The 20,505-nt window shown below is 41.0% G+C and carries 17 protein-coding genes; 6 read left to right on the forward strand and 11 right to left on the reverse strand.

The features are described from left to right. Positions 1-73 precede the first annotated feature (73 nt). From AB4128_RS13580 to AB4128_RS13600, 5 genes are all read left to right on the forward strand, one after another. Positions 74-520, forward strand: coding sequence for a PaaI family thioesterase (locus AB4128_RS13580; protein WP_055022640.1), 447 nt, complete (start codon positions 74-76; stop codon positions 518-520). A 59-nt stretch (positions 521-579) separates the two neighbouring features. Further along, the gene (locus tag AB4128_RS13585) at positions 580-831 is read left to right on the forward strand and encodes a YgjV family protein (RefSeq protein WP_055022639.1); all 252 of its coding nucleotides are present in this window, start codon (positions 580-582) and stop codon (positions 829-831) included. A 592-nt stretch (positions 832-1,423) separates the two neighbouring features. Next, complete coding sequence (katB, locus tag AB4128_RS13590) at positions 1,424-2,887, forward strand: catalase KatB (protein ID WP_055022638.1); 1,464 nt, start codon at positions 1,424-1,426, stop codon at positions 2,885-2,887. 423 nt (positions 2,888-3,310) lie between these two features. After that, positions 3,311-4,516: an amino acid permease gene (locus AB4128_RS13595; RefSeq protein WP_080914913.1), complete on the forward strand. Its 1,206-nt coding sequence runs from the start codon at positions 3,311-3,313 to the stop codon at positions 4,514-4,516. A 216-nt stretch (positions 4,517-4,732) separates the two neighbouring features. Next, positions 4,733-6,889, forward strand: coding sequence for a S46 family peptidase (locus AB4128_RS13600; protein ID WP_065109820.1), 2,157 nt, complete (start codon positions 4,733-4,735; stop codon positions 6,887-6,889). Between the two features lie 22 nt (positions 6,890-6,911). On the opposite strand, the gene AB4128_RS13605 is transcribed toward AB4128_RS13600, so the two are convergent. The 8 genes from AB4128_RS13605 to AB4128_RS13640 all read right to left on the reverse strand — a co-directional run bounded on the left by AB4128_RS13605 (position 6,912) and on the right by AB4128_RS13640 (position 16,776). Then, complete coding sequence (locus tag AB4128_RS13605) at positions 6,912-7,613, reverse strand: pseudouridine synthase (protein WP_055022748.1); 702 nt, start codon at positions 7,611-7,613, stop codon at positions 6,912-6,914. 14 nt (positions 7,614-7,627) lie between these two features. Beyond that, positions 7,628-8,275 (reverse strand): hypothetical protein, encoded by a 648-nt coding sequence (locus tag AB4128_RS13610; protein WP_055022635.1) that lies wholly within the window; start codon positions 8,273-8,275, stop codon positions 7,628-7,630. A gap of 211 nt (positions 8,276-8,486) precedes the next feature. Beyond that, on the reverse strand, positions 8,487-9,815 hold the full coding sequence (locus AB4128_RS13615; protein WP_372037995.1) for a Na+/H+ antiporter NhaC family protein: 1,329 nt from the start codon (positions 9,813-9,815) through the stop codon (positions 8,487-8,489). Positions 9,816-10,167: 352 nt separating this feature from the next. After that, entirely contained in the window at positions 10,168-13,344 is a 3,177-nt protein-coding gene (putA, locus tag AB4128_RS13620; RefSeq protein WP_372037997.1) for a bifunctional proline dehydrogenase/L-glutamate gamma-semialdehyde dehydrogenase PutA, read from the reverse strand. Between the two features lie 107 nt (positions 13,345-13,451). After that, entirely contained in the window at positions 13,452-13,592 is a 141-nt protein-coding gene (locus tag AB4128_RS13625; RefSeq protein ID WP_156669182.1) for a hypothetical protein, read from the reverse strand. 374 nt (positions 13,593-13,966) lie between these two features. Then, positions 13,967-14,488, reverse strand: coding sequence for a TIGR04211 family SH3 domain-containing protein (locus AB4128_RS13630; RefSeq protein WP_231919176.1), 522 nt, complete (start codon positions 14,486-14,488; stop codon positions 13,967-13,969). Positions 14,489-14,798: 310 nt separating this feature from the next. Then, positions 14,799-16,067 carry an inorganic phosphate transporter gene (locus AB4128_RS13635; RefSeq protein ID WP_065109824.1) on the reverse strand — a complete coding sequence of 423 codons (1,269 nt, stop codon included), beginning with the start codon at positions 16,065-16,067 and terminating at the stop codon, positions 14,799-14,801. A gap of 25 nt (positions 16,068-16,092) precedes the next feature. Then, positions 16,093-16,776: a TIGR00153 family protein gene (locus tag AB4128_RS13640; RefSeq protein WP_055022631.1), complete on the reverse strand. Its 684-nt coding sequence runs from the start codon at positions 16,774-16,776 to the stop codon at positions 16,093-16,095. 224 nt (positions 16,777-17,000) lie between these two features. Between AB4128_RS13640 and AB4128_RS13645 the strand changes: the two genes are divergently transcribed. Continuing rightward, complete coding sequence (locus tag AB4128_RS13645; protein ID WP_372038000.1) at positions 17,001-18,482, forward strand: inorganic triphosphatase; 1,482 nt, start codon at positions 17,001-17,003, stop codon at positions 18,480-18,482. A 63-nt stretch (positions 18,483-18,545) separates the two neighbouring features. Here AB4128_RS13645 and AB4128_RS13650 read toward each other — a convergent pair whose 3' ends face one another. The 3 genes from AB4128_RS13650 to AB4128_RS13660 form a co-directional block, all read right to left on the reverse strand. Next, complete coding sequence (locus AB4128_RS13650) at positions 18,546-19,370, reverse strand: ion transporter (protein ID WP_372038002.1); 825 nt, start codon at positions 19,368-19,370, stop codon at positions 18,546-18,548. 124 nt (positions 19,371-19,494) lie between these two features. Then, positions 19,495-19,818, reverse strand: coding sequence for a hypothetical protein (locus tag AB4128_RS13655; protein WP_055022628.1), 324 nt, complete (start codon positions 19,816-19,818; stop codon positions 19,495-19,497). Between the two features lie 30 nt (positions 19,819-19,848). After that, positions 19,849-20,505: a hypothetical protein gene (locus AB4128_RS13660; protein WP_055022627.1), complete on the reverse strand. Its 657-nt coding sequence runs from the start codon at positions 20,503-20,505 to the stop codon at positions 19,849-19,851.

Raw genomic sequence — 20,505 nt, forward strand, 5'->3', positions numbered from 1 at the left:
TTTATCTGTAAAAGCGTTGATATTAAAAAGCGAGCCAGTAGACTGAAGACAGTTTTTTGATATGGATGACAAGATGAGTATTTGGTTTAGAGAAGTTACCTTAGAGAATTGCGCCAAAATGGACAGTGGGCTCCATGGTAAAGGCACCTTAATGAAAACGTTAGGCATTAAAATTACCGAAATTGGTGATGATTATATGGTTGCAACGATGCCAGCAGACCCTGCAGTTCACAATCCCTTAGGTATTGTTCATGGCGGAGCTAATGTCGCATTGGCGGAAACAGTTGCAAGCTATGCTGCTAATTTTGTTGTCGATTTTGAGAACTTTTATTGTGTGGGCCAAGAGATAAATGCCAATCATTTAAAAGCATCGCGTAAAGGTGAGCTGATTGCTACAACCAAACCTGTTCATATTGGCAAGCGTAGCTCAGTCTGGGAGGTTCTTATAACCAATAGTGCAGGCGAGTTGTGCTGTATTTCTCGAATGACAGCTGCTGTTGTGGCAAGAAAGGCAGGCTAGCAGCATAACTTATGAAGATTAGCTACACTGAAGTAATAAAGACAATTAAGGATTAATGAATGGAATCTGCAACAATATGGGAGTGGGTGGGTTATTTAGCATCTGTAGTGGTGGCTATTTCACTCATGATGTCGAATATTAAAAAGCTTCGCTGGTGGAATTTAATTGGTGCAGCTTTGTTTGTCGCTTACGGACTCGCAATTAGTGCTATACCTGTGGCATTAGTGAACTTTTTTATTGTATTGATTGATATTTATTACTTAGTGAAACTGTATCGAGAGCCCGAACCTGCTTCAAATGACAAGGCCTGATAAGACAGGATTAATCAACTAGCGTTCTTTTGGTACTTGTTGTTGTGTTGTGCCTTTGATTTGAAACAAGCTTAAGTCTTTTCAGAACCTGGAAAGGCTTTATTTATTAAGCCAGCGTCTTGGCTAGTTCAAACCATAGTTCCAACCACAGTTCAAACCACAAAAGATTACTCTACAGTCAAATTACACCAGAAAACTGCGTGGTATTTGAGTGCGATAATTAAGTCAAACTATCGCATTTTTTCTGAATCATTTTCGGCAATCTTCTTAGCTCATTTTAAGTTTTTTCTTTGTCGGCTCAGAGTCGCCTTTTGAAGGAAAAACGCAGCTATTTTTATCAAAACTTTCCTTTTTAATGTGAATGAATCTCAATTACAAACTAATTTACACACTTTTACTATATAAATCAGATATTAACCATGAATCGTTATTTTCTATTGTTATTATCGTATTTAATCGCTTTGGTTAATTACCTTTTGTCACTATTATTGATTTATCGCAATAAATACTGAGCCAGGAGAGAGCATCATGGCAACCGTCCACGACTTAATTGAAATGTGGCTACAAGATAACTAAAAGGAATAAATAGAGAATGACTACTTCACATTATTTAACTAGCCAAAGTGGCGCACCAATAGCTGACGATCAAAATGCATTAACAGCAGGAGAACGAGGCCCCGTTTTACTCCAAGACTGGCATTTAATTGAGAAACTAGCTCATTTCAATCGTGAAAGAATTCCAGAGCGTATTGTTCATGCTAAGGGAACGGGGGTTTACGGTAAATTTACCTTAACCAAAGATTTAAGTGACTACACCATTGCTGAGCACTTCAATGGCGTTGGAAAAGAAACTGAAACATTTGTTCGATTTTCAACAGTAGGCGGTGAGATGGGATCTGCTGATGCAGAACGCGATCCTCGTGGCTTTGGTTTACGTTTTTATACCAAGCAAGGTAATCACGATATTGTGGGTAACAATACGCCAACTTTCTTTTTAAGAGATGGTATTAAATTCCCTGATTTTATTCATACACAAAAGCGTAACCCACATACAAACCTAAAAGATCCACAAGCCATGTGGGATTTCTGGTCATTAAACCCAGAAGCAATGCATCAAGTGACAATTTTAATGTCAGACCGTGGGATCCCTGCTAATTATCGCCAAATGCACGGCTATGGTTCGCATACGTTTTCTTTCTGGAATGCCAAAGGTGAGCGTTTCTGGGTGAAATTCCACTTTAAATCGCAACAAGGTGTAGTTAATTTAACTGGCGAGCAAGCGGATAAATTAAAAGGGATTGACCCTGATTCGTCGCAGCGTGATATGGTTGCCGCAATTAACGATAAAAACTTCCCTAAATGGACTGTAAATGTCCAAATTATGCCGGAAGCTGAAGCGAATACTTATGCGATCAATCCATTTGATCTAACAAAAGTATGGCCACATGCTGATTATCCTTTGATTGAAATTGGTGAACTTGAGCTTAATCGCTTACCTGAAAACTACTTTGCAGAAGTTGAGCAAGTGGCTTTAGCACCAAGTAACCTTGTACCAGGTGTGGGCGCGTCTCCAGATAAGATGTTGCAAGCCCGTTTATTTGCTTATGCAGATGCACAGCGTTATCGAATTGGTGCCAACTATAATCAACTTCCGGTTAACTGTCCGCATGCAGCGAAGGCTAACCACCATCAACGTGGCGGCGCGATGGCAGGAACGCAATGCCCTTATAACGGTAACCAAACAGGCGGCGATGCAACACCTAACTATGGTCCAAATTCAGTTGACACGGGTTTACAAGATGCGAGCCAATTTGCTGAGCCACCACTAAGACTTGATGGGGAAGCTGATAGATACAGCCGTTATGACCAAGATGATTATACTCAAGCTGGAAATCTATATCGCATCTTCAGTGAAGAAGAAAAACAACGCCTTGCGGAAACGATTGCTGGTACACTCGGTCAAGTGACTCAAGATGTTCAGCAAAAAATGCTGGCACATTTCACTAAAGCTGATGCTGACTACGGACAACGCATTAAAGCATTGTTAGAAGCGTAATCATGCCCTTTAATCTTGTTAATGCTTAAATAGTATTAAACAGAGTGTTATGTTCAAAATATAAGGGAAGGCAGATGCCTTCCCTTTTTTGCGTTTATTTTTCATTTCTAAGCTGTTAGCCTAATTGTTCTATTCCTTAACGTCATTCCTCTTAGTTGCTTCACTTGTCTTTTTATGCCGATTTAGTGTAAATATTGATTGTAGCGGCGTAATGCTACGCCATTGCAATATTATTGCATTTAAGTTTTTAAATTAATGTTGCGTAATTGTTTATTAACAGGCTTGTAAGCCTTTATATAACTAAGTGTCTTGCTTGTTACAAGAAGCATCTGATACTGTCAAAACAGCTCGATGAAATGTTATACACACTTTCAATCTAGCCAAATAACGACCAATAAATAAAAATTAAACGGGACTCATGTTTTGAACTTAAAAATGCTTGGCTCAATAGCCATTGTTGCAGGTACTGCAATTGGGGGAGGAATGCTAGCGTTGCCGCTAGCGACTGCAGCATTAGGGATTATGCCTGCGATTATGTTACTGGTTGTCATTTGGGGATTATCGGCTTATACCTCTTTACTCATGCTTGAGATAAATTTACGCGCTGGTGTGGGTGATAATGTTCACGGCATAACGGGTAAAACCTTAGGCAAAGTGGGTCAGTTAATTCAAGGTGCTTCATTTTTAAGCCTGCTATTTGCGTTGACAATGGTGTATCTAATGGGCGGTTCTTCATTACTTGAAACCCGTTTAGAGCCGTTATTAGGTGTGGATTTAAATAACCAAGTCTCAGTATTGCTATTTACTTTAATCTTCGGTGGTTTTATTGCTATCGGCGTGACTTGGATTGATAAGGTCTCAAGAGTCTTATTCACCGCTATGGTGGTGTTGCTTGTACTTGTGGTTGCCTTTTTATTGCCAGAAGTGAATATTGTTGCTTCATTGACTAACTTCTCTGCCAATGTCGCTGAAGGCGATAAATTGGATCAACTTTGGTTAGCTGCGATACCTGTGGTATTTACCTCATTTGGTTTCCATGTATGTATTGCAACGATCGTCAGATACCTAGATGGCGATGCGGTATCGTTACGTAAAATATTGCTGATTGGTTCTACAATACCGCTATTTTGCTACATATTGTGGCTACTTGTGACGCTGGGTACTTTAGGTGGGGAAACCGTTCATGGTTTTGCTGGTTCTTTACCTGATCTCGTTAATGCTCTTCAAGGTGTTGCTCAGTCAGCTATCGTAAGTCAGTTTATCGACTTATTTGCTAACCTTGCGTTGATTACATCATTTTTGGGTGTGACCATGAGTTTGTTTGATTATGTGGCTGAATTAACTCGTGCAAGAGATGATAAAGCGGGCCGAGCTAAAACATGGTTAATCACGTTTGTTCCTCCATTGTTATGTGCGCTTTACTATCCTGATGGGTTCTTCCAAGTGTTGGGTTTTGCGGCTATACCGCTAGTTGTCATGATCATATTTTTGCCAATTGCAATGGCATTGAAGCAACGTAAAGCGCAAATGGGTGGCTATGAAGTCGCTGGTGGAAATCTTGCGCTGGGCGTAACAGGGCTCTTAGGTGTGATGATTGTGCTAGCGCAATTAATGGTCGCACTGGGCTAAATGTAAACGTCAGTTAACGTTTTTTAGAAAGGAATGTAACTGAGTTTGTCTAAGGCTATTATTCCTTTGTTTCAATATGATAAAGTCAGGCTATATGCCTGACTTTTTTATTGGCCTAAAAGTAAGTTTAGTGGTCTGCTTTTGTTCATTTTTTTGCTATTAAATAGGTATAACAAACAACACACTCACTATTGTGAATCAAATGGAATTAACAACATGAAAAAATGGTTATTAAGTGCCGCAATCTTGGCATCTTTTTCTGCACAAGCTGATGAGGGGATGTGGCAACCTTATCAATTACCAGCAATGGCTGATGAACTTAAAGCAAAAGGGTTAGAAATTGATGCAAAATCAATCTCTAAGTTAACGGAATTTCCAATGAATGCTGTGATAAGCCTTGGTGGTTGTACTGCATCATTTGTGTCTCCTAAAGGCTTGGTTGTAACCAATCACCATTGTGCGTATGGCTCAATTCAATACAACTCTACCCCTGAAAAAAACCTGTTAAAAGAAGGCTTCTTAGCGAAAACTTACGCAGAGGAATTACCAGCAACCCCTGGTTCACGAATTTATGTTACCGAGGCGGTAACTGATGTGACTGATAGAGTGAAGTCAGGTCAAATGAATAAAGTCGGTAATGAGTTCTATAAAGGTATCGAGCAACAAGAAAAAGCATTAGTTGCTGAATGTGAAGCTGAAGATGGATATCGTTGTAAAGTTTATAGTTTTCATGGTGGTCTAGAGTATTACCTTGTAAAACAAATGGAAATTCGTGATGTTCGCTTAACCTATAATCCAGCGGGTAGTGTTGGTAAATATGGTGGTGATATCGATAATTGGATGTGGCCTCGCCACACGGGAGATTACTCTTTTTATCGCGCATACGTAGGTAAAGACGGTAAGCCTGCTGACTTTAGTAAGGATAACGTTCCTTACGAGCCTAAAAGCTTTTTAAAAGTCTCTGCTAAAGGGGTTAGTGACGGTGATTTTGTAATGGTTGCTGGTTATCCAGGTCGCACTAATCGTTACCGCACAGCTAATGAAGTTGAGAACCAATTTGAATGGGCTTACCCAGAAGGGAAAGTACTTCGTGAGCGCCTAATTGAAATCATCAAAGAGACCGCGCCAGAAGGCAGTGATGAACGAATTAAGTATGAGAGTGCTATCGCTGGGTTAGCTAACTATGCGAAAAACTTTACCTCAATGATTGAGTTTTATGGCAAGTCGACCATGCTTGATGATCGTAAAGCGCTAGAGCTAAAACTGTCGCAGTGGATAAAAGCTGATAGTAAGCGTAAATCACAATATGGCGAAGTCTTAGCACAACTGGATAAGCTAATTAAGCAAAGCCAGCAACAGCAAGAGCGCGATTTAATCATGAGCTATATGGGTTACAGTTCAATGATGTCGACAGCTGAACGTTTATATCGCTTAGCGAACGAGAAAACATTGGCAGATATGGATCGTGAACCTGGGTATCAAGAGCGAGATATGACTCGCTTTACTTCTGGTATGGAGCGTATTGAGCGTCGATATGCTGCCAGTGTTGATAAAGCGATGTTATTAGACTTAATGAGCCGTTACGCAGCATTACCTCAAGCTGATCGCTTACCAGCATTTGATAAAGCATTCGCTATTGGTAAAAGTGCCGATAACGCTAAATTGAGCAAGACCCTTGATAAGATGTATGCCAAAACTGAACTTTCAGATAAAGCGGTTCGATTGGCGTGGATGGATAAGTCTGTTGCTGAGTTTAAAAAGTCAAAAGATCCGTTTATTCAATATGCTGTTAGCACTTATGATGAAAGAATGAAGCAAGAAAAGGCACGTAAACAACTTGCTGGTGATTTAATGAAGGTGCGCCCTCAATATATGGATGCAATTATCGCGTACAATAAAGAGTTAGGTAAGCCAGTATATGCTGATGCTAACTCAAGTTTACGTGTGACTGTAGGTAATGTGAAAGGTTACAGCCCACAAGATGGACTAGTTGCAGTGCCATTTACTCGCTTAGAAGGTATCCTTGCTAAAGACACTGGTGCAGATCCGTTTGATGCGCCAGCTAAACAGCTTGAGCTAATCAAAAACAAACAATATGGCGATTACTACGTTAAATCGTTAGATTCTGTTCCGGTTAACTTCTTATCGACGCTTGACACCACAGGTGGTAACTCTGGCTCTCCAACACTAAATGGCCGTGCTGAATTAGTCGGTCTGTTATTTGATGGTGTGTATGAATCAATTATTGGCGACTGGGGCTACGACCCACAAACTAATCGCTCAATTCAAGTTGATAGCCGCTACATGCTATGGGTGATGAAGTACTTAGATAATGCTGAAAACTTATTGGAAGAGATGGAAATCGTCCATTAAGCAAGCCTTATTTAACGGGCATCTACAGCTTAAGTTGATGCCTTAATAAGCTAATTTCTGCGGCCTCTAATGGCCGCATTTGTTTTTCTGGCAAGTCTAATAATTCACAATTCATCATGCTTAATCTGACCAAATCAATGACAGTATAACCTAAGGCCTTAGTCATTCTTCGGATCTGACGATTCAGCCCTTGAGTCAGTGTGATTTTAAATTGGTTGCTCGAAACTGCTTCTACATCGCATGGTTTAGTAGTGACGTCTTTGTAGCTCACCCCTTTTGCCATTTTTTCAATAAATTCAGCTGAAAAGTCTCGATCTACAGTAACCAAATACACTTTTTGATGCCCATAGTCTGGGTGCATTAATTTATGGGTAAGCTCACCATCATTAGTCAGCAATAACAAACCACGGGAATCCTTATCCAATCGTCCAGCAGGATACAGTCTAGGGGCTGCTGGTAGAATATGAATCAGGCTGGAAGGTAAATCGGGTAATAAACGGCAATCAATACCAACCGGTTTATGGTACAACCAATATTGCTTGGTTTCGATGGGAGCGATAGGGGCGCCGTCTAATAAAATATTCGGATTGATAGCGTTGGCATTGACCCTATCAAGAGGGCTAGCTAATTGACCATTAAATGTCACTCTTCCTGCCGCAATGAGGCGCTGGGCCTGACGACGTGAACTGACGCCGCAATGAGCTAGATATTGTTCTAAACGCATGTTTACTGTCAAGGCTAGTTACTCGCAAAGGTCAGTGTCGAGAGCTGGCGCTGCTGAGTTTTTATCATTTTTCGCATAGTTAATCCAAGCAGTACACACCATAAAATATTGGCTTGAGTGAGCACCCACATGACCAGTGAGACCCAACAAATTTCGTGAGCCTTATGAGAGCATGGGTCAAAATCCAATGTAGACCAATTCAGTAAATACATCAGTGCGACTGAAAAAATCAGGCCGATGATATTGAAAGCGAATAAGGAAGCGGAAAGAGAGCTATTCTTGCGGAAATAATCAATAAAACAAAAGCTGTGTAGCACAAAGGTGCAAATCAAATATCCGGTAGAAAAGAACCGATGTTGTTCTAAAAAGTTGATCGGAAAGATACCAATTAACACAATGAGCACGCCTAATGTCGCCCCGGTTACGGTGATTGTACGGCTATAAAAGTCCTCAAAAACATAATAGCGAGCTAACATAGATAGCATTAAGCAAGCGCCACCAATGACCAAGCCCATATTATAAACGATTGCTAAAGGGGAGGTCATATAATCGCCCAAGGTGTCTGCACGTATACTTAACGGACTGACGCCCAATCGTGCCACTTCAGCGATTAATGCGGTTCCAATTCCTAGTCCACTGATCACAGCCGTCGCTAACGACATGAAAATAATCATTAAATGAAGGTCGTAATGTTTATTTGATTCGATTGAACTAGACATGGGGCCATTGTTAACTAAATGTTTAACTCAGAATATCACTGTTTACGTGTTTTAATCAGCAAAAATAACGAAAAAAGCCTGATATTGCTCCAGCGTTGCGGCAGAGATATCAGGCTTTAAAGATGTATTGTTGACGTGTATTAGATAGTTTTGATTAAGCTCGCTTACGCAGAATTACAATAGCGATAGCAACAACGGCTAAGATCATGCAGTACCAAGCATTTGAAATTGCAGCAAGTGGACTAATGGCAAACGTCGATGCTATTAGTAGTGCTTGAGCGCCATGTGGAATTAGGCCTTGAATAATACAAGCAAAGATATCCAGTACACTTGCTGCACGTTTAGGCGCAACACCATGCTTTTGAGCAAGCTCTTTAGCAATATCACTGGCTACAACAATCGATACGGTATTGTTAGCAACACAAGTGTTGGTTGCTGCAACAATACTTGCCATCCCTAATTCTGCCGCGCGGGTTGAAGTGCCGCCTTTTGCCTTTGAGAAACGTTTAATCAGTGCTTCGATTTTCTCGCTAACAAACTTCAAGCCACCTTGTTGTTGCATTAACGCAGCTAAACCACCAACTAACATTGAAAGAATGAAGATTTCTTGCATGTTAGTAAAACCAGCATAGATATCTTGACCGAACTGGATAACGCTGTAATCGGCGATAAACAGTCCAGTTGCACCAGCAAGCAATATACCGACAGTTAGCACGACGAAGACGTTTACGCCTGCGACAGCTAAAAATAAGATAGTTAAGTAAGGAATGACATTGATTAAGTCGATTTCTTGTGGCGCAACTTCTGCTTGTCCTTGGCCTGCAAAAGCAAATAAAACCAATGTAATTATCGATGCAGGCAAGGCAAAGATTAAGTTTTCACGGAACTTATCTTTCATCTCACAACCCTGAGTGCGAGTTGCAGCAATTGTAGTGTCAGAAATAATCGATAAGTTATCACCAAATAATGCGCCAGACATAACAGCACCCGCCATTAAGGCATAATCAATTTGGGCTTGGTCGGCAACGGATAAAGCAATAGGTGCAACGGCGGCAATGGTGCCCATTGATGTACCCATTGCAGTAGCAATAAAGGCGGCGATAACAAAAAAGCCAGGTAGCAACATGCTAGATGGGATCATTGACAGTCCCAAAGCAACAGTTGCATCAACGCCGCCCGTTGCTTTTGCAACAGAGGCGAATGCGCCAGCAAGCAAATAAATAAGACACATTGCAATGATATTGCTATGGCCGATACCCGCAATAAAGGTATCAATAGATTGGTTTAGTTTCTGCTTAGAAAGCAGAAGCGCCAGAATAATCGCTGGTAAAATGGCGATTACACTTGGTAGTTGATAAAACGCAAAGTCTACACCTTGGCTTTGAAAGTAAACGCCCGCGCCAATAAATAATGCAAGAAAAGCAAATAGAGGCAATAAAGCAATAAAGGAGGCTGGGCTCGTTGTTGTTTGTTGTGTCGTCAAGGTTGTCTCTCTTATTGTTTATTTAGTGTCAAAAGTGCAGTGTTCTAGTCTTTCGAAGTTCAAAGCTACTTTAGCAAGCTCTGTATTAATAATCAGTATTATGATGACTTCTTAAGTTCTGGCAAGCATAGGAGATCTATAAATTAGTGTCAATCTAGACGTCTAGACTTCTTTGCTTCTCTGGCGACTTTTACATTGTTCATTATGTTTTGTTTAATTGGGTTAACAATTGAGTGCAAAAACTCAGCGTGGCGATGCTATTTTGAACATAAATTCGTAGGCAAAAAAAAGCTCGCACTGTGGCGAGCTTTTAAATGAAGGCTTAGACAGTCAACCTTATCTTTGGATAAGGTTAATCCGCATCGCCTAAAGACAGTAATGTCGCATTACCGCCAATGGCAGTAATGTTATTAGTACGTGTTTTCTCAGTGATAAAGCGAGTAAGGTAATGAGGTCCGCCCGCTTTAGGGCCAGTACCAGATAAACCTTGGCCACCAAAAGGTTGTACGCCGACGACAGCGCCAATCTGGTTACGGTTGATATACACATTACCCACATCAACTTTATCCGCTAGATTAAGTGCATGGCTTTCGTTACGGCTGTGGATCCCTAAGGTTAACCCAAACCCTGTGCTATTAATTTCATTAATTACCTCTGCAAGGTTAGCAGCCTTGTAACGTATAACGTGCAGTATTGGTCCAAAATGCTCTTTATCAAGCACTTTGATTGAATCAATTTCAACCGCTGTTGGTGCAACAAAGTAACCATTTTCTGTGCCTTCAGGAAGTTGATTTTTCTTAATCAATTTGCCCACTTGGCTGATATGATCAATATGCGCATTGAGGTTAGCTTGAGCTGTTGCATCAATCACAGGCCCTACATCGGTTTTAACTGAGCTAGGGTTACCAATACTGAGTTCTTCCATTGCCCCTTGCATGACATCAAGCACACGGTCGGCAATATCTTCTTGTAAGAACAGCACTCGTAACGCTGAGCATCGTTGTCCGGCACTGGTAAATGATGAAGTAACAACATCAGCAACCACTTGCTCAGCCTGTGAAGTAGAATCGACAATCATGGCATTTTGGCCACCAGTTTCAGCAATTAATGGAATAATTGCGCCTTCACGATTTGCTAAAGTACGATTAATTAATTTTGCTGTGCCTGTTGACCCTGTAAAACACACACCACCAATACGTTCATCAGAGGTAATTGCTGCGCCTACCGTTGCGCCTGTACCCGGTAAGAATTGTAAAACATCAGTCGGAATACCCGCTTCGTGAGCCAGTTGTACTGCGCGATAGCCGACAATTGATGTTTGTTCAGCTGGTTTTGCAACTACAGTGTTACCTGCAGCAAGTGCAGCTGTTACTTGGCCTAAGAAAATCGCTAAAGGGAAGTTCCATGGGCTAATACAAACAAAAATCCCACGTCCTTGAATGAATAATTCATTTAGCTCACCCGTTGGGCCTGGGAGTAGTTCAGGTTTAGCCATCATTTTTTTAGCTTGAATGGCGTAGTAGCGACAAAAATCGACGGCTTCACGGACTTCATCAATCCCGTCTTGAATACTTTTTCCGGCTTCGCGGGTACAAAGTGCGATTAACTCTTCACGATTTTCTTCGAGCAAATCCGCCAGTTTTTGAAGAGCGTTGGCACGTTCTTCAACTGGAGTGTGGCTCCAGCTGTGGAACGATGCTTGAGCAGAGCTTAGTGCTAATTCAACGGCTTGGTTATTTGCAAAGGCCACTTTACCAACAGCTTGGTTAGTATCAAAAGGACTGACAACATTAATCGTTTCACCCGTTAGCGTCTCGCCATTAACCAATGGGCCAGCTTGCCATTGAGTTTGGCTAAATTTTTCAATTCCTGCGAAAAATGGCTCGGATTCGGAGATGATATTCATGTTGAGTCCTTTAGAGTTTTTACGTTCTTCGCCGAAGATATCTTCCGGCAAGACGATTTTATTATTGGCTAAAGTTTTATAGGATTTGAGTGTGATAACAGGGTGAACCACTAAGCTGTCAATAGGGGTTTTAGGGTCAACTAATTTATGCACAAAAGAAGTGTTGGCACCATTTTCAAGTAGTCTTCTGACTAAGTATGGTAAGAGATCTTTATGCGCACCGATCGGTGCATAAATTCTGACAGCTTTAGCGCCAGCTTCAGCGAGCATGGTGTCATAAAGCTCTTCGCCCATGCCATGTAAACGCTGATATTCATAGTTTCTATCACCGGCCATTGCACTGATACTGGCAACAGTTTGTGCATTATGAGTGGCAAACTGTGGGTAAATAGCCCCACGAGTGGCTTCTGATAACAAGTATCTTGCACAGGCAAGGTATGACACATCAGTACCTGCTTTACGGGTGAAAAGTGGGTAACCGCCATCGCCAGCTTGTTGAGCCCATTTTAATTCACTATCCCAGTAAGCGCCTTTTACTAGACGTAATGGGATTTCATCTCCTTGCTCACGAGAAAGCTTCGTCAACCAACATAGAACGGGCAGAGCACGCTTAGAGTAAGCCTGGACGACAATACCTAATAATCCCCATCCTTTAATTTCTTCAGCGTTATACAGCTTTTTAAATAGCTTTAACGATAACTCTAAGCGATCCATTTCTTCTGCATCGATAGAAATACCGATATTTAGCTCACGCGCTTGAACACAAAGTTTAATCACAGTGTCATAAAGCTCGCTTAGTACTCTATCCTCGTTGGCGACTTCATATCGCGGATGAAGAGCTGAAAGCTTGATCGAAATAGTCGGTAAAGGTGTATTTGATTCTTCATACGACTGAGCGCCTAATTGACGAATGGCATTGCTGTAGTCGAGATAATATTTTTGTGCATCTGTAGCTGTGAATGCTGCTTCACCTAACATGTCGTAGCTGTGGGTATAGCCTTGTTGACGTTTAGCTGTGCTGTTTTTAAGGCCCTCTTGAACGGTTTGCCCTAAAACAAATTGCTTACCCATGATTTTCATTGCGGCATTCATGGCTTGACGAATAACAGGTTCACCTGCGCGATTGATGAGTCGATTTAATAAACTGCTTGGCTTACCATCAATATTCTTATCGAGCTTAACGATTTTACCTGTAAGCATTAATCCCCAGGTGGATGCATTGACTAACAATGAATCGCTTTTCTTAAGGTGTAAATCCCACTTAGCACCAGAAAGCTTATCTTCAATTAACGCATCGGCAGTCGCCGCATCAGGAATACGCAACAATGCTTCAGCAAGACACATTAAAATAATGCCTTCTTGTGTTTCTAAACTGTATTGCTGCAAAAAGGCATCAATGCCTACCATTAAGCCTTTCTTTTCGTACTGACGAACTTTAGTGACTAATTCATGGGCTCGATCCGTCACTTGTTTAATATCGGTGTCAGATGACGGTACTAACTTCAAGAGTTCAGTAAGATATTGCTCTTCATCAACGATGTAATTATTTGTTATGGCTGAGAATAGCTCATCTAGGCTGGCATTGTCGTAATGGCCGTTTAGTACTTCACTAGCTTTAAACATAATTTTCATTCCGTCTTTAGCTGTTTACTACCTGATGTAAACAAGTTGTTTTATTATGATATTTTTTATTTTGTATACAATGTACGAAAATCGAGGCGATTATAATATTAAAATGTGACATTGAGCAATGTTTGCAAAGAAATGTGATTGTAAATAAAAGTGTCGACTGTTTTATGCTCAATAATTCGGATGATAATGGCTAAGATCCCATCAACATTTTTAGGTAAATGCATCAGAGTTGAGTTCATTGAGGCCTGCTATAAACACGTTAAAAGACAATCAATTACTTTGCGTTGAAAAATATCAAAGCTCGTTTCTTTACGGCTTTTTAGCGTGTTAGTTACTATCACCCGATAGCATGTTTTGGTACAGAGGACTTTGGTCGTACAACCCGTTGATCAGGATTAATGGTAGTGAAATGTAAGGTGGAAAGTTTCAAGATAACTATTTTTAATAGAAATTTGTCAGAGGTAAGCTGGAGACAATAAGCGATACAAAAGCCTCATGCTGTCTACAAATAAAAAAACCAGTGCAAGCACTGGTTTAATTGTTGATTGAATCTAGTCGAGCCGCTTGTCGTAATACAAGCCTGGAGCAATAGATTTCATTTAGCCGTTAAAACTTACATCCAGCGGCTTTTTTGTTTGCGTTGTGGTCTTGGCAAGTAAACCAAGATAATACCAATCAAGGCGCCTAAACCGGCAATCATTGCACCTTGCTGCCACATCTTTGACTGGGCGTTATCTTTCATTGATTGCAGTTGTTGATTACTGCTATCACGCTCATTTGTCACTCTTGATAATTCAGACTGTAAAGAAGCAATCTGATTGTTAGCTGAAGTCAGCTCCTGAGCAACAGACTCTGAACTTTGATCAAGTTGAGATAAGGTGGTTTTAGTTTTTGCTAACTCAGCTTCTAGTAGCGGTAAGCGATTTCGTAAACTCGTTCCTGTTTCAATTAAATCAGACTTTACCCAGCCTTCACGATTTTTATGATCACGAATTTTACTGTATTCATTTTGAGTTTCATTTAATAAGGTAATCGTTTGACCAGCCTCAATGCTGCCTAAAATACGATATTGGGTACCTGGACCACCGTGGATGTAAATAAACACATCGTCAGTAATGTAATGCGTCTGAGCCATTAAACCTTTTGAGAGCAGTAGCAAAGCTACTATTGTAAGCATTCTGAACACGTTATTTTTCCATACCATTAGAACTATCCGTCATGCTATTTATTTACTGTCTTGATTGCAAGGAAGAACCGCAAAGTCTTATTTAAATAAGCGGGATTACTGATTTTTTGACGACTTTTACGTGAAAATTGCTGCAAAAGTGTCATCAATTAATAACTGGGTGGATTTTTTTATGCTCCATCATCTGTTCGGTTTGTTTTAGGCAATAAAAAGCCAGTCACAAGGACTGGCTTTATTTTGGCTATCTATCTCAGCAATCTTAGCTGAATACACCTTTGATGGTGAAGAAGAACAAGATAGATAATGCAGCGCCGGCTGGTAACGTTACTACCCAAGAAATAACGATGTTACGAACTACACCGATATTAATTGCAGCAATACCACGTGCCATACCCACACCTAATACCGCACCAACTAATGTTTGAGTTGTTGAAATGGGTAAACCAGTACCAGAAGCAATTACCACGGTTGATGCAGCAGCTAATTCAGCGGCAAAACCACGGCTTGGAGTCAAATGAGTAATGTTTTTACCAATGGTCTGCATGACACGCTTACCAAAGATAGCTAGACCCATTACGATACCGATAGCACCTAGAGGAAGAATCCACCATGCAAGTGCTGCTTTCGATTCAATTGCACCGCCACTATTAACAACAGATACAACTGCAGCTAATGGGCCAATTGCGTTAGCAACGTCATTTGAACCATGAGCAAACGCCATACAACATGCTGTAACAACCATTAAGATTGCGAAGACTTTTTCAACGTTTGCATATTCAGTTTGACGATTAATATCAGTGCTCATGTTTAAGCGAGCAATAGCGACTTTACCGAAAATACCAACACCAATAGCAACAGCAATTGCTAAGCCGTACGCTTCAACGGTTGAGAAGTGTAGACCAACATGTTTTAGACCTTTAGTAATGGTAACAAGTGACATAACGAAGCCAGCAAGTGCCATATAGAAAGGAACGTAACGTCTTGCATTAGCTAAAGGGTCGTCAGTATTAAAAATTAACTTTTGAACACTCTGGAAAATCATGAAAGCAATAAAGCCGGAAATCGCAGGTGTGACCACCCATGAACCGATAATGCCAACAACTTTACCCCATTCAACCGCTTCAGTACCTACACCTACTGCAGCGAAACCAACAATCGCACCAACAATTGAGTGAGTTGTTGATACTGGCCAGCCTAATGCTGATGCCGCAACTAACCATAGACCCGCAGCGAGTAGTGCGCCGATCATGCCGTAAACCAGAAGTTCTGGTGAATCGACGAAGAAGCTAGCGTCAATAATCCCTTTACGGATAGTACTGGTAACTTCGCCACCGGCTAAATAAGCCCCAGCGAACTCGAAGATCATTGCAATAATAATTGCTTGTTTGATTGTGATGGCGTTGGAACCTACTGAGGTACCCATAGCATTAGCAACGTCATTCGCGCCAATACCCCATGCCATCAAAAATCCAAATACAGCCGCAATACCAATTAGCATTGGGCCATTGGTGACTAATACATCAACCATGTTGTTTCCTTGATAACTTTTTTAGTTATGAACTGCGAGCTAACATTAGCTCTAGGCGAGAGCCTACACGCTCAGCTAGATCAGCCAAGCCTCCAACCCATTCGATGATCTTGTACATAAACATGACATCGACAGGATTCAAATCTGCTTCCAAGCTTAGTAGTAAACGACGTACTTGGATCTGCAAATCATCAGAATCAGCTTCAATTAGATCTAATTCATTGATCATCTTGGCTACTAATTCGACTTCACGACCACGGAAACCTGTTTCAAGAAGGTCATCGAGTTCGTTAATTGCTTGCTTAGCAAGAGAGACAGCATCTAAACAACGTTTGAGGTAAGCATTAAACGGTGCTTGAACTGGTTGAGGGAACACTAATTGGCGACCGATAATACGGCCTGAGATGTCTTTAGCTTTGTTGGCAATTTTGTCTTGCTGAGTTAACAACTCAAGCAAGTCAGTACGCTCAACTGGCATAAACAACCCACTAGGAAGGGTGAGACGGATTTCACGCTTTAGCGCGTCAGCGTCATTTTCTAATAAGCTAATTTGCTTACGAACACTTACAGCTTTATCCCAATCTCCAGCAGTGGTTGCTTCAAAGAATGGTACGAGTAAAGATGCACATTCGTGCACTTTATCTATATGCTGTTCTAATGGTTTAAGGGGTGATTTTGCAAACACACCTAAAATAGAGTTTACTGGCATTGCGGTTAACCTATTTAATGATTCCAATGTTGGAAAAACGGGCGCATGTTACCTCAAGCGTCCGCATAATGAAACTGTGTTTTTAATTTAATCTACAGTTAATACGGCTCAGTATATAGAACTGAGTTGCGCAATCCTAAGGGATTTTTATGACAGAAATGTGACATTGTGAATTTATTATGACGCATTGATGAAGATTTAATGACAAGATGAGTAGAAAGTCAATGGACGCAGAGATTGAACTTAAGCTGTTTATGCAGTCGCAACACAATGATTTGCTTGTTAAATTACTTAACGGAATGAGTGATTCAACACCACAAAATATCACAAGTTTAACAAATAAATATTTTGATACAGCCAAGTTACAACTTCGCAGCTGGAAAATGGGCTTGCGTATCAGAAAGGGTGAAAATTTCACCGAGCAAACCATTAAAACAGCTGGAACAGTTTCGGGGGGGATTCACTCTCGACCTGAATATAATGTGCCGATTTCCCAAGATACACCCGAGTTGGCGCTTTTTCCGAAAGAAGTATGGCCTCAAGAAGCGGATATTGATGCGCTACAAGCTGAGTTAACCTGCGTATTTGAAACGAACTTTACCCGTCAGGCATGGCACATATACATTGAAGGCAGTTTAGTTGAAGTGGCGTTTGATGTTGGAAAAGTGATCGCAAATGGAGAGGTTGATCCGATTTGCGAGATTGAGTTTGAATTACTAGCTGGAGAGACATCGGCGTTACTGCACCTTGCAATTGAAGTTGCTAAGCATATACCTGTCCGTTTAGGTAAGGCGAGTAAAGCGCAACGCGGCTATCATTTAGCAGGACACCTGCCAGCCATAGCACTAGAACAGATTGATTATATTTGTTTGCCTACTGATAAAAGCTTATCTAAAACATTAGAGGTGTTACTTGAAACTGGTATTGAGCGCTGGCAGGTTATAGAAGCCTTACTTATTGATACCAATGATATTGTTCAACAAGCAAAATTATGGAGTCAGCTCAGAGCATGTGTCAGGTTATTAAGATTAACCTTGATGCAATTTGGCTTACTTAATAGCGATGTGTTAACCCACTTTGATGTGATTGAACAAAAATTACAATTTATCGAGCCACTGCAAAGTTTGAGCTTATTACTCGATGAGCCACAAAAGTTGCTGGGCAAACGCATCGATAAAACTCAAATCATTCCACTCGCGCAGCAAAGCGTCAATGAATTGGTTTTAAACCAACGATTAAGCTGTTTATGGCAACTGCCTGAATACGGTCAATTACAATTGGCACTGGTTGAGTTGTTACTAAAAACCGTGAATGGGAGCCACCAATTAGTTGATTATCCCGAATTAGGTTTATTTGCTAATCATCTTCAGCAGGACTCTTGGCAAAAAATTGTTGATTTAATGCCAATATCTGCGGCAATGGACAGTTTAGATTATCAACAAGTCGCACAAGGGTTAGATGAAAGTATTTTGGTCGGTTTTGCTTATGGCGAGCTTTACCAATCTGATGATCGAGAAGCATTTAGAGCGCCATGGCAAGATCTGGCATTAGGTATTCAAACGTTAGGTTGCTATCAGCTTTTAGCTAAATTAACTGAGCAAAGTGAAGTGGATATCAGCGATTGGCTTCAAGACAAAGAAGCCAGTTTACTCTTTGCAATGGAGCACTCACGTAAAAGCGCGCTTAATAATCAGCCTTATTGGTAAGCATTGGATTAGCGCCCCCAAAAAAAACCTATCATTACGATAGGTTTTTTTATGTCACTTGCGCTATTCACGAGTCTTGTTTTGTTGCTTAAGTTCTTCCCGTAATCGAGTGATTTCAGCTAACATGACTTGCTGGTTTTGCTCCATTTGCTGCTGATTTTCTTCCATTCTCAATAAGGCTTTTTCAAGTTCAAATTTAATTTCTTTCTTATTATTCTCGCTTCGTTCATGGTCATCTGGTGCGACAAAGACTGAGGCCATGTAGCCCGATATCACACCAAAAAAGCTTACGCCGCTCATAATAACAAGGGCGCCAACGACATGCCCCACAGTGCTTACAGGGTAGTAATCTCCATATCCCACGGTTGAAATGGTAACCAAGGTCCACCAAATGGCTTGTTCAGCGGTCTCTATATTAGCGCCTTCAGTACCTGCTTCAACCAATAAGATGACAATAGAGGCAGTGGTTAAAATGAAGACCATTGCTAACAACAAGCTCGCTAAAGTGGTTTGTTTGCGTTGTCTAATCAGTGGAATAATTAAGGTGCGACTAACACGTATTAAGCGTATAACCCGAAGAATTTGGAATACACGCGCAATACGCAGTGCTTCAATGGCGGGAATACTGGCAACGAAGTCAATCCAATGATGTTGAAGATAGAATTTTTTGTTGTTGGCTTTTATGAGACCGTAAAAAAAACGCGACATAAAAATCATACAAATACTGAGATCGATAAACAGTAATAGCCTGCGTGTTTCTGCGTCAACGTTTCCAAATGTCAGGATTAGCACCACGATGACAGAGAACAGCGACAGGATCATCATAGCTAAGTCAAAAGGGCTCGGGCCATTTAATGCTTTTAGTGACCAACGTTTTTTTTCGATCATAGTAAAATCCGTTTTGAGAATATTGCGTTGTGGTGATGCTAACAATGTAACCTTTTAGAGACAATCTAAAGGTATAAAAAAACACGCCAAAGGGCGTGTTTTGCGTTTAGCTTGGTTGTAGTGCTTATTCATCAACAAATTGAACTAAATCATCTAGCACACGTTTTTTGATTTCTAGCTGAGCATCAGCTTCTAAACCATATCTGTGTGCCAATATTGCATAGTCATCTTGGCTTAATGACACTGTTAACCTTGGGCGCTTAGGGCGTTTAGTCACTTCTAAGCCTAAGATTGAGCGAATTTGATCTGAAGGGCTAACACCTGCATCTAGCGCTGCTTTACGAATTAAGTATTGAAACTTTTCATCGAGGTCAAAAGCCACTTGTGTCGCTTTTGCTGCTTGCTGATTTTTAATCCATGTATCTGGTAATGATTTACCTTTACTCATGTCAGGTGTTACTCCTTTATACTGCCAGTGTTAACTCGCTGGCCAAAACTCACGAATGTCAGTTACTGGGCGGTACAGTGTTAACATGACATCGGTATCGCCACCTTCGTAGACCTCAATATCGACAGCCTGAGAATCTTCATTATTGACTAAAGAATAGCTTTCAAAGGCATTTCCGCGGTGTTGGCTGCTATCATCTTGAGGTGGTTTTTGGCCACGATAATCTTCACGGTGGAAGTATCCAAAACAACCAAACTCTACTTGATGGTATGCGCTAGCAAGCCAACGTCCGTATTCGCTATCTAACTCATTCGACAACGAAAGTGTCGTGAGCTCTGCATTGCCAGGTTCTTCAAATATTTGGCTAAACTGCTCCAAGTCAAACAGCTGCTCTACCACCGCTCGGTTTACTTTGATTGAAAAACTCAAGTAAGCCTCATCTTCTTGATGATACGAGAGATAAATTGCAGTACCGCTGTGGCCTCTAAGTAACCACTCACATTGCTGAGAGCGTTCATACTCATAAGTATGGACTTCTTCAACTTTAAGCTGCTGCCCACGTAGTTGCTCAGGTAAAGCAAAGCTATCATCAAGGGAGATCATGTCTCCCTTGAGTAGCTTGTTCACATGGTCAAGCTGACGTTTTGGGGCTTCTTTTTTGCCGAAAAGGCCACTTAGAAATCCCAT

The organism is Shewanella sp. 10N.286.52.A9, assembly GCF_041468985.1.
In the GTDB taxonomy this organism is placed as follows: Bacteria; Pseudomonadota; Gammaproteobacteria; order Enterobacterales; family Shewanellaceae; genus Shewanella; species Shewanella japonica.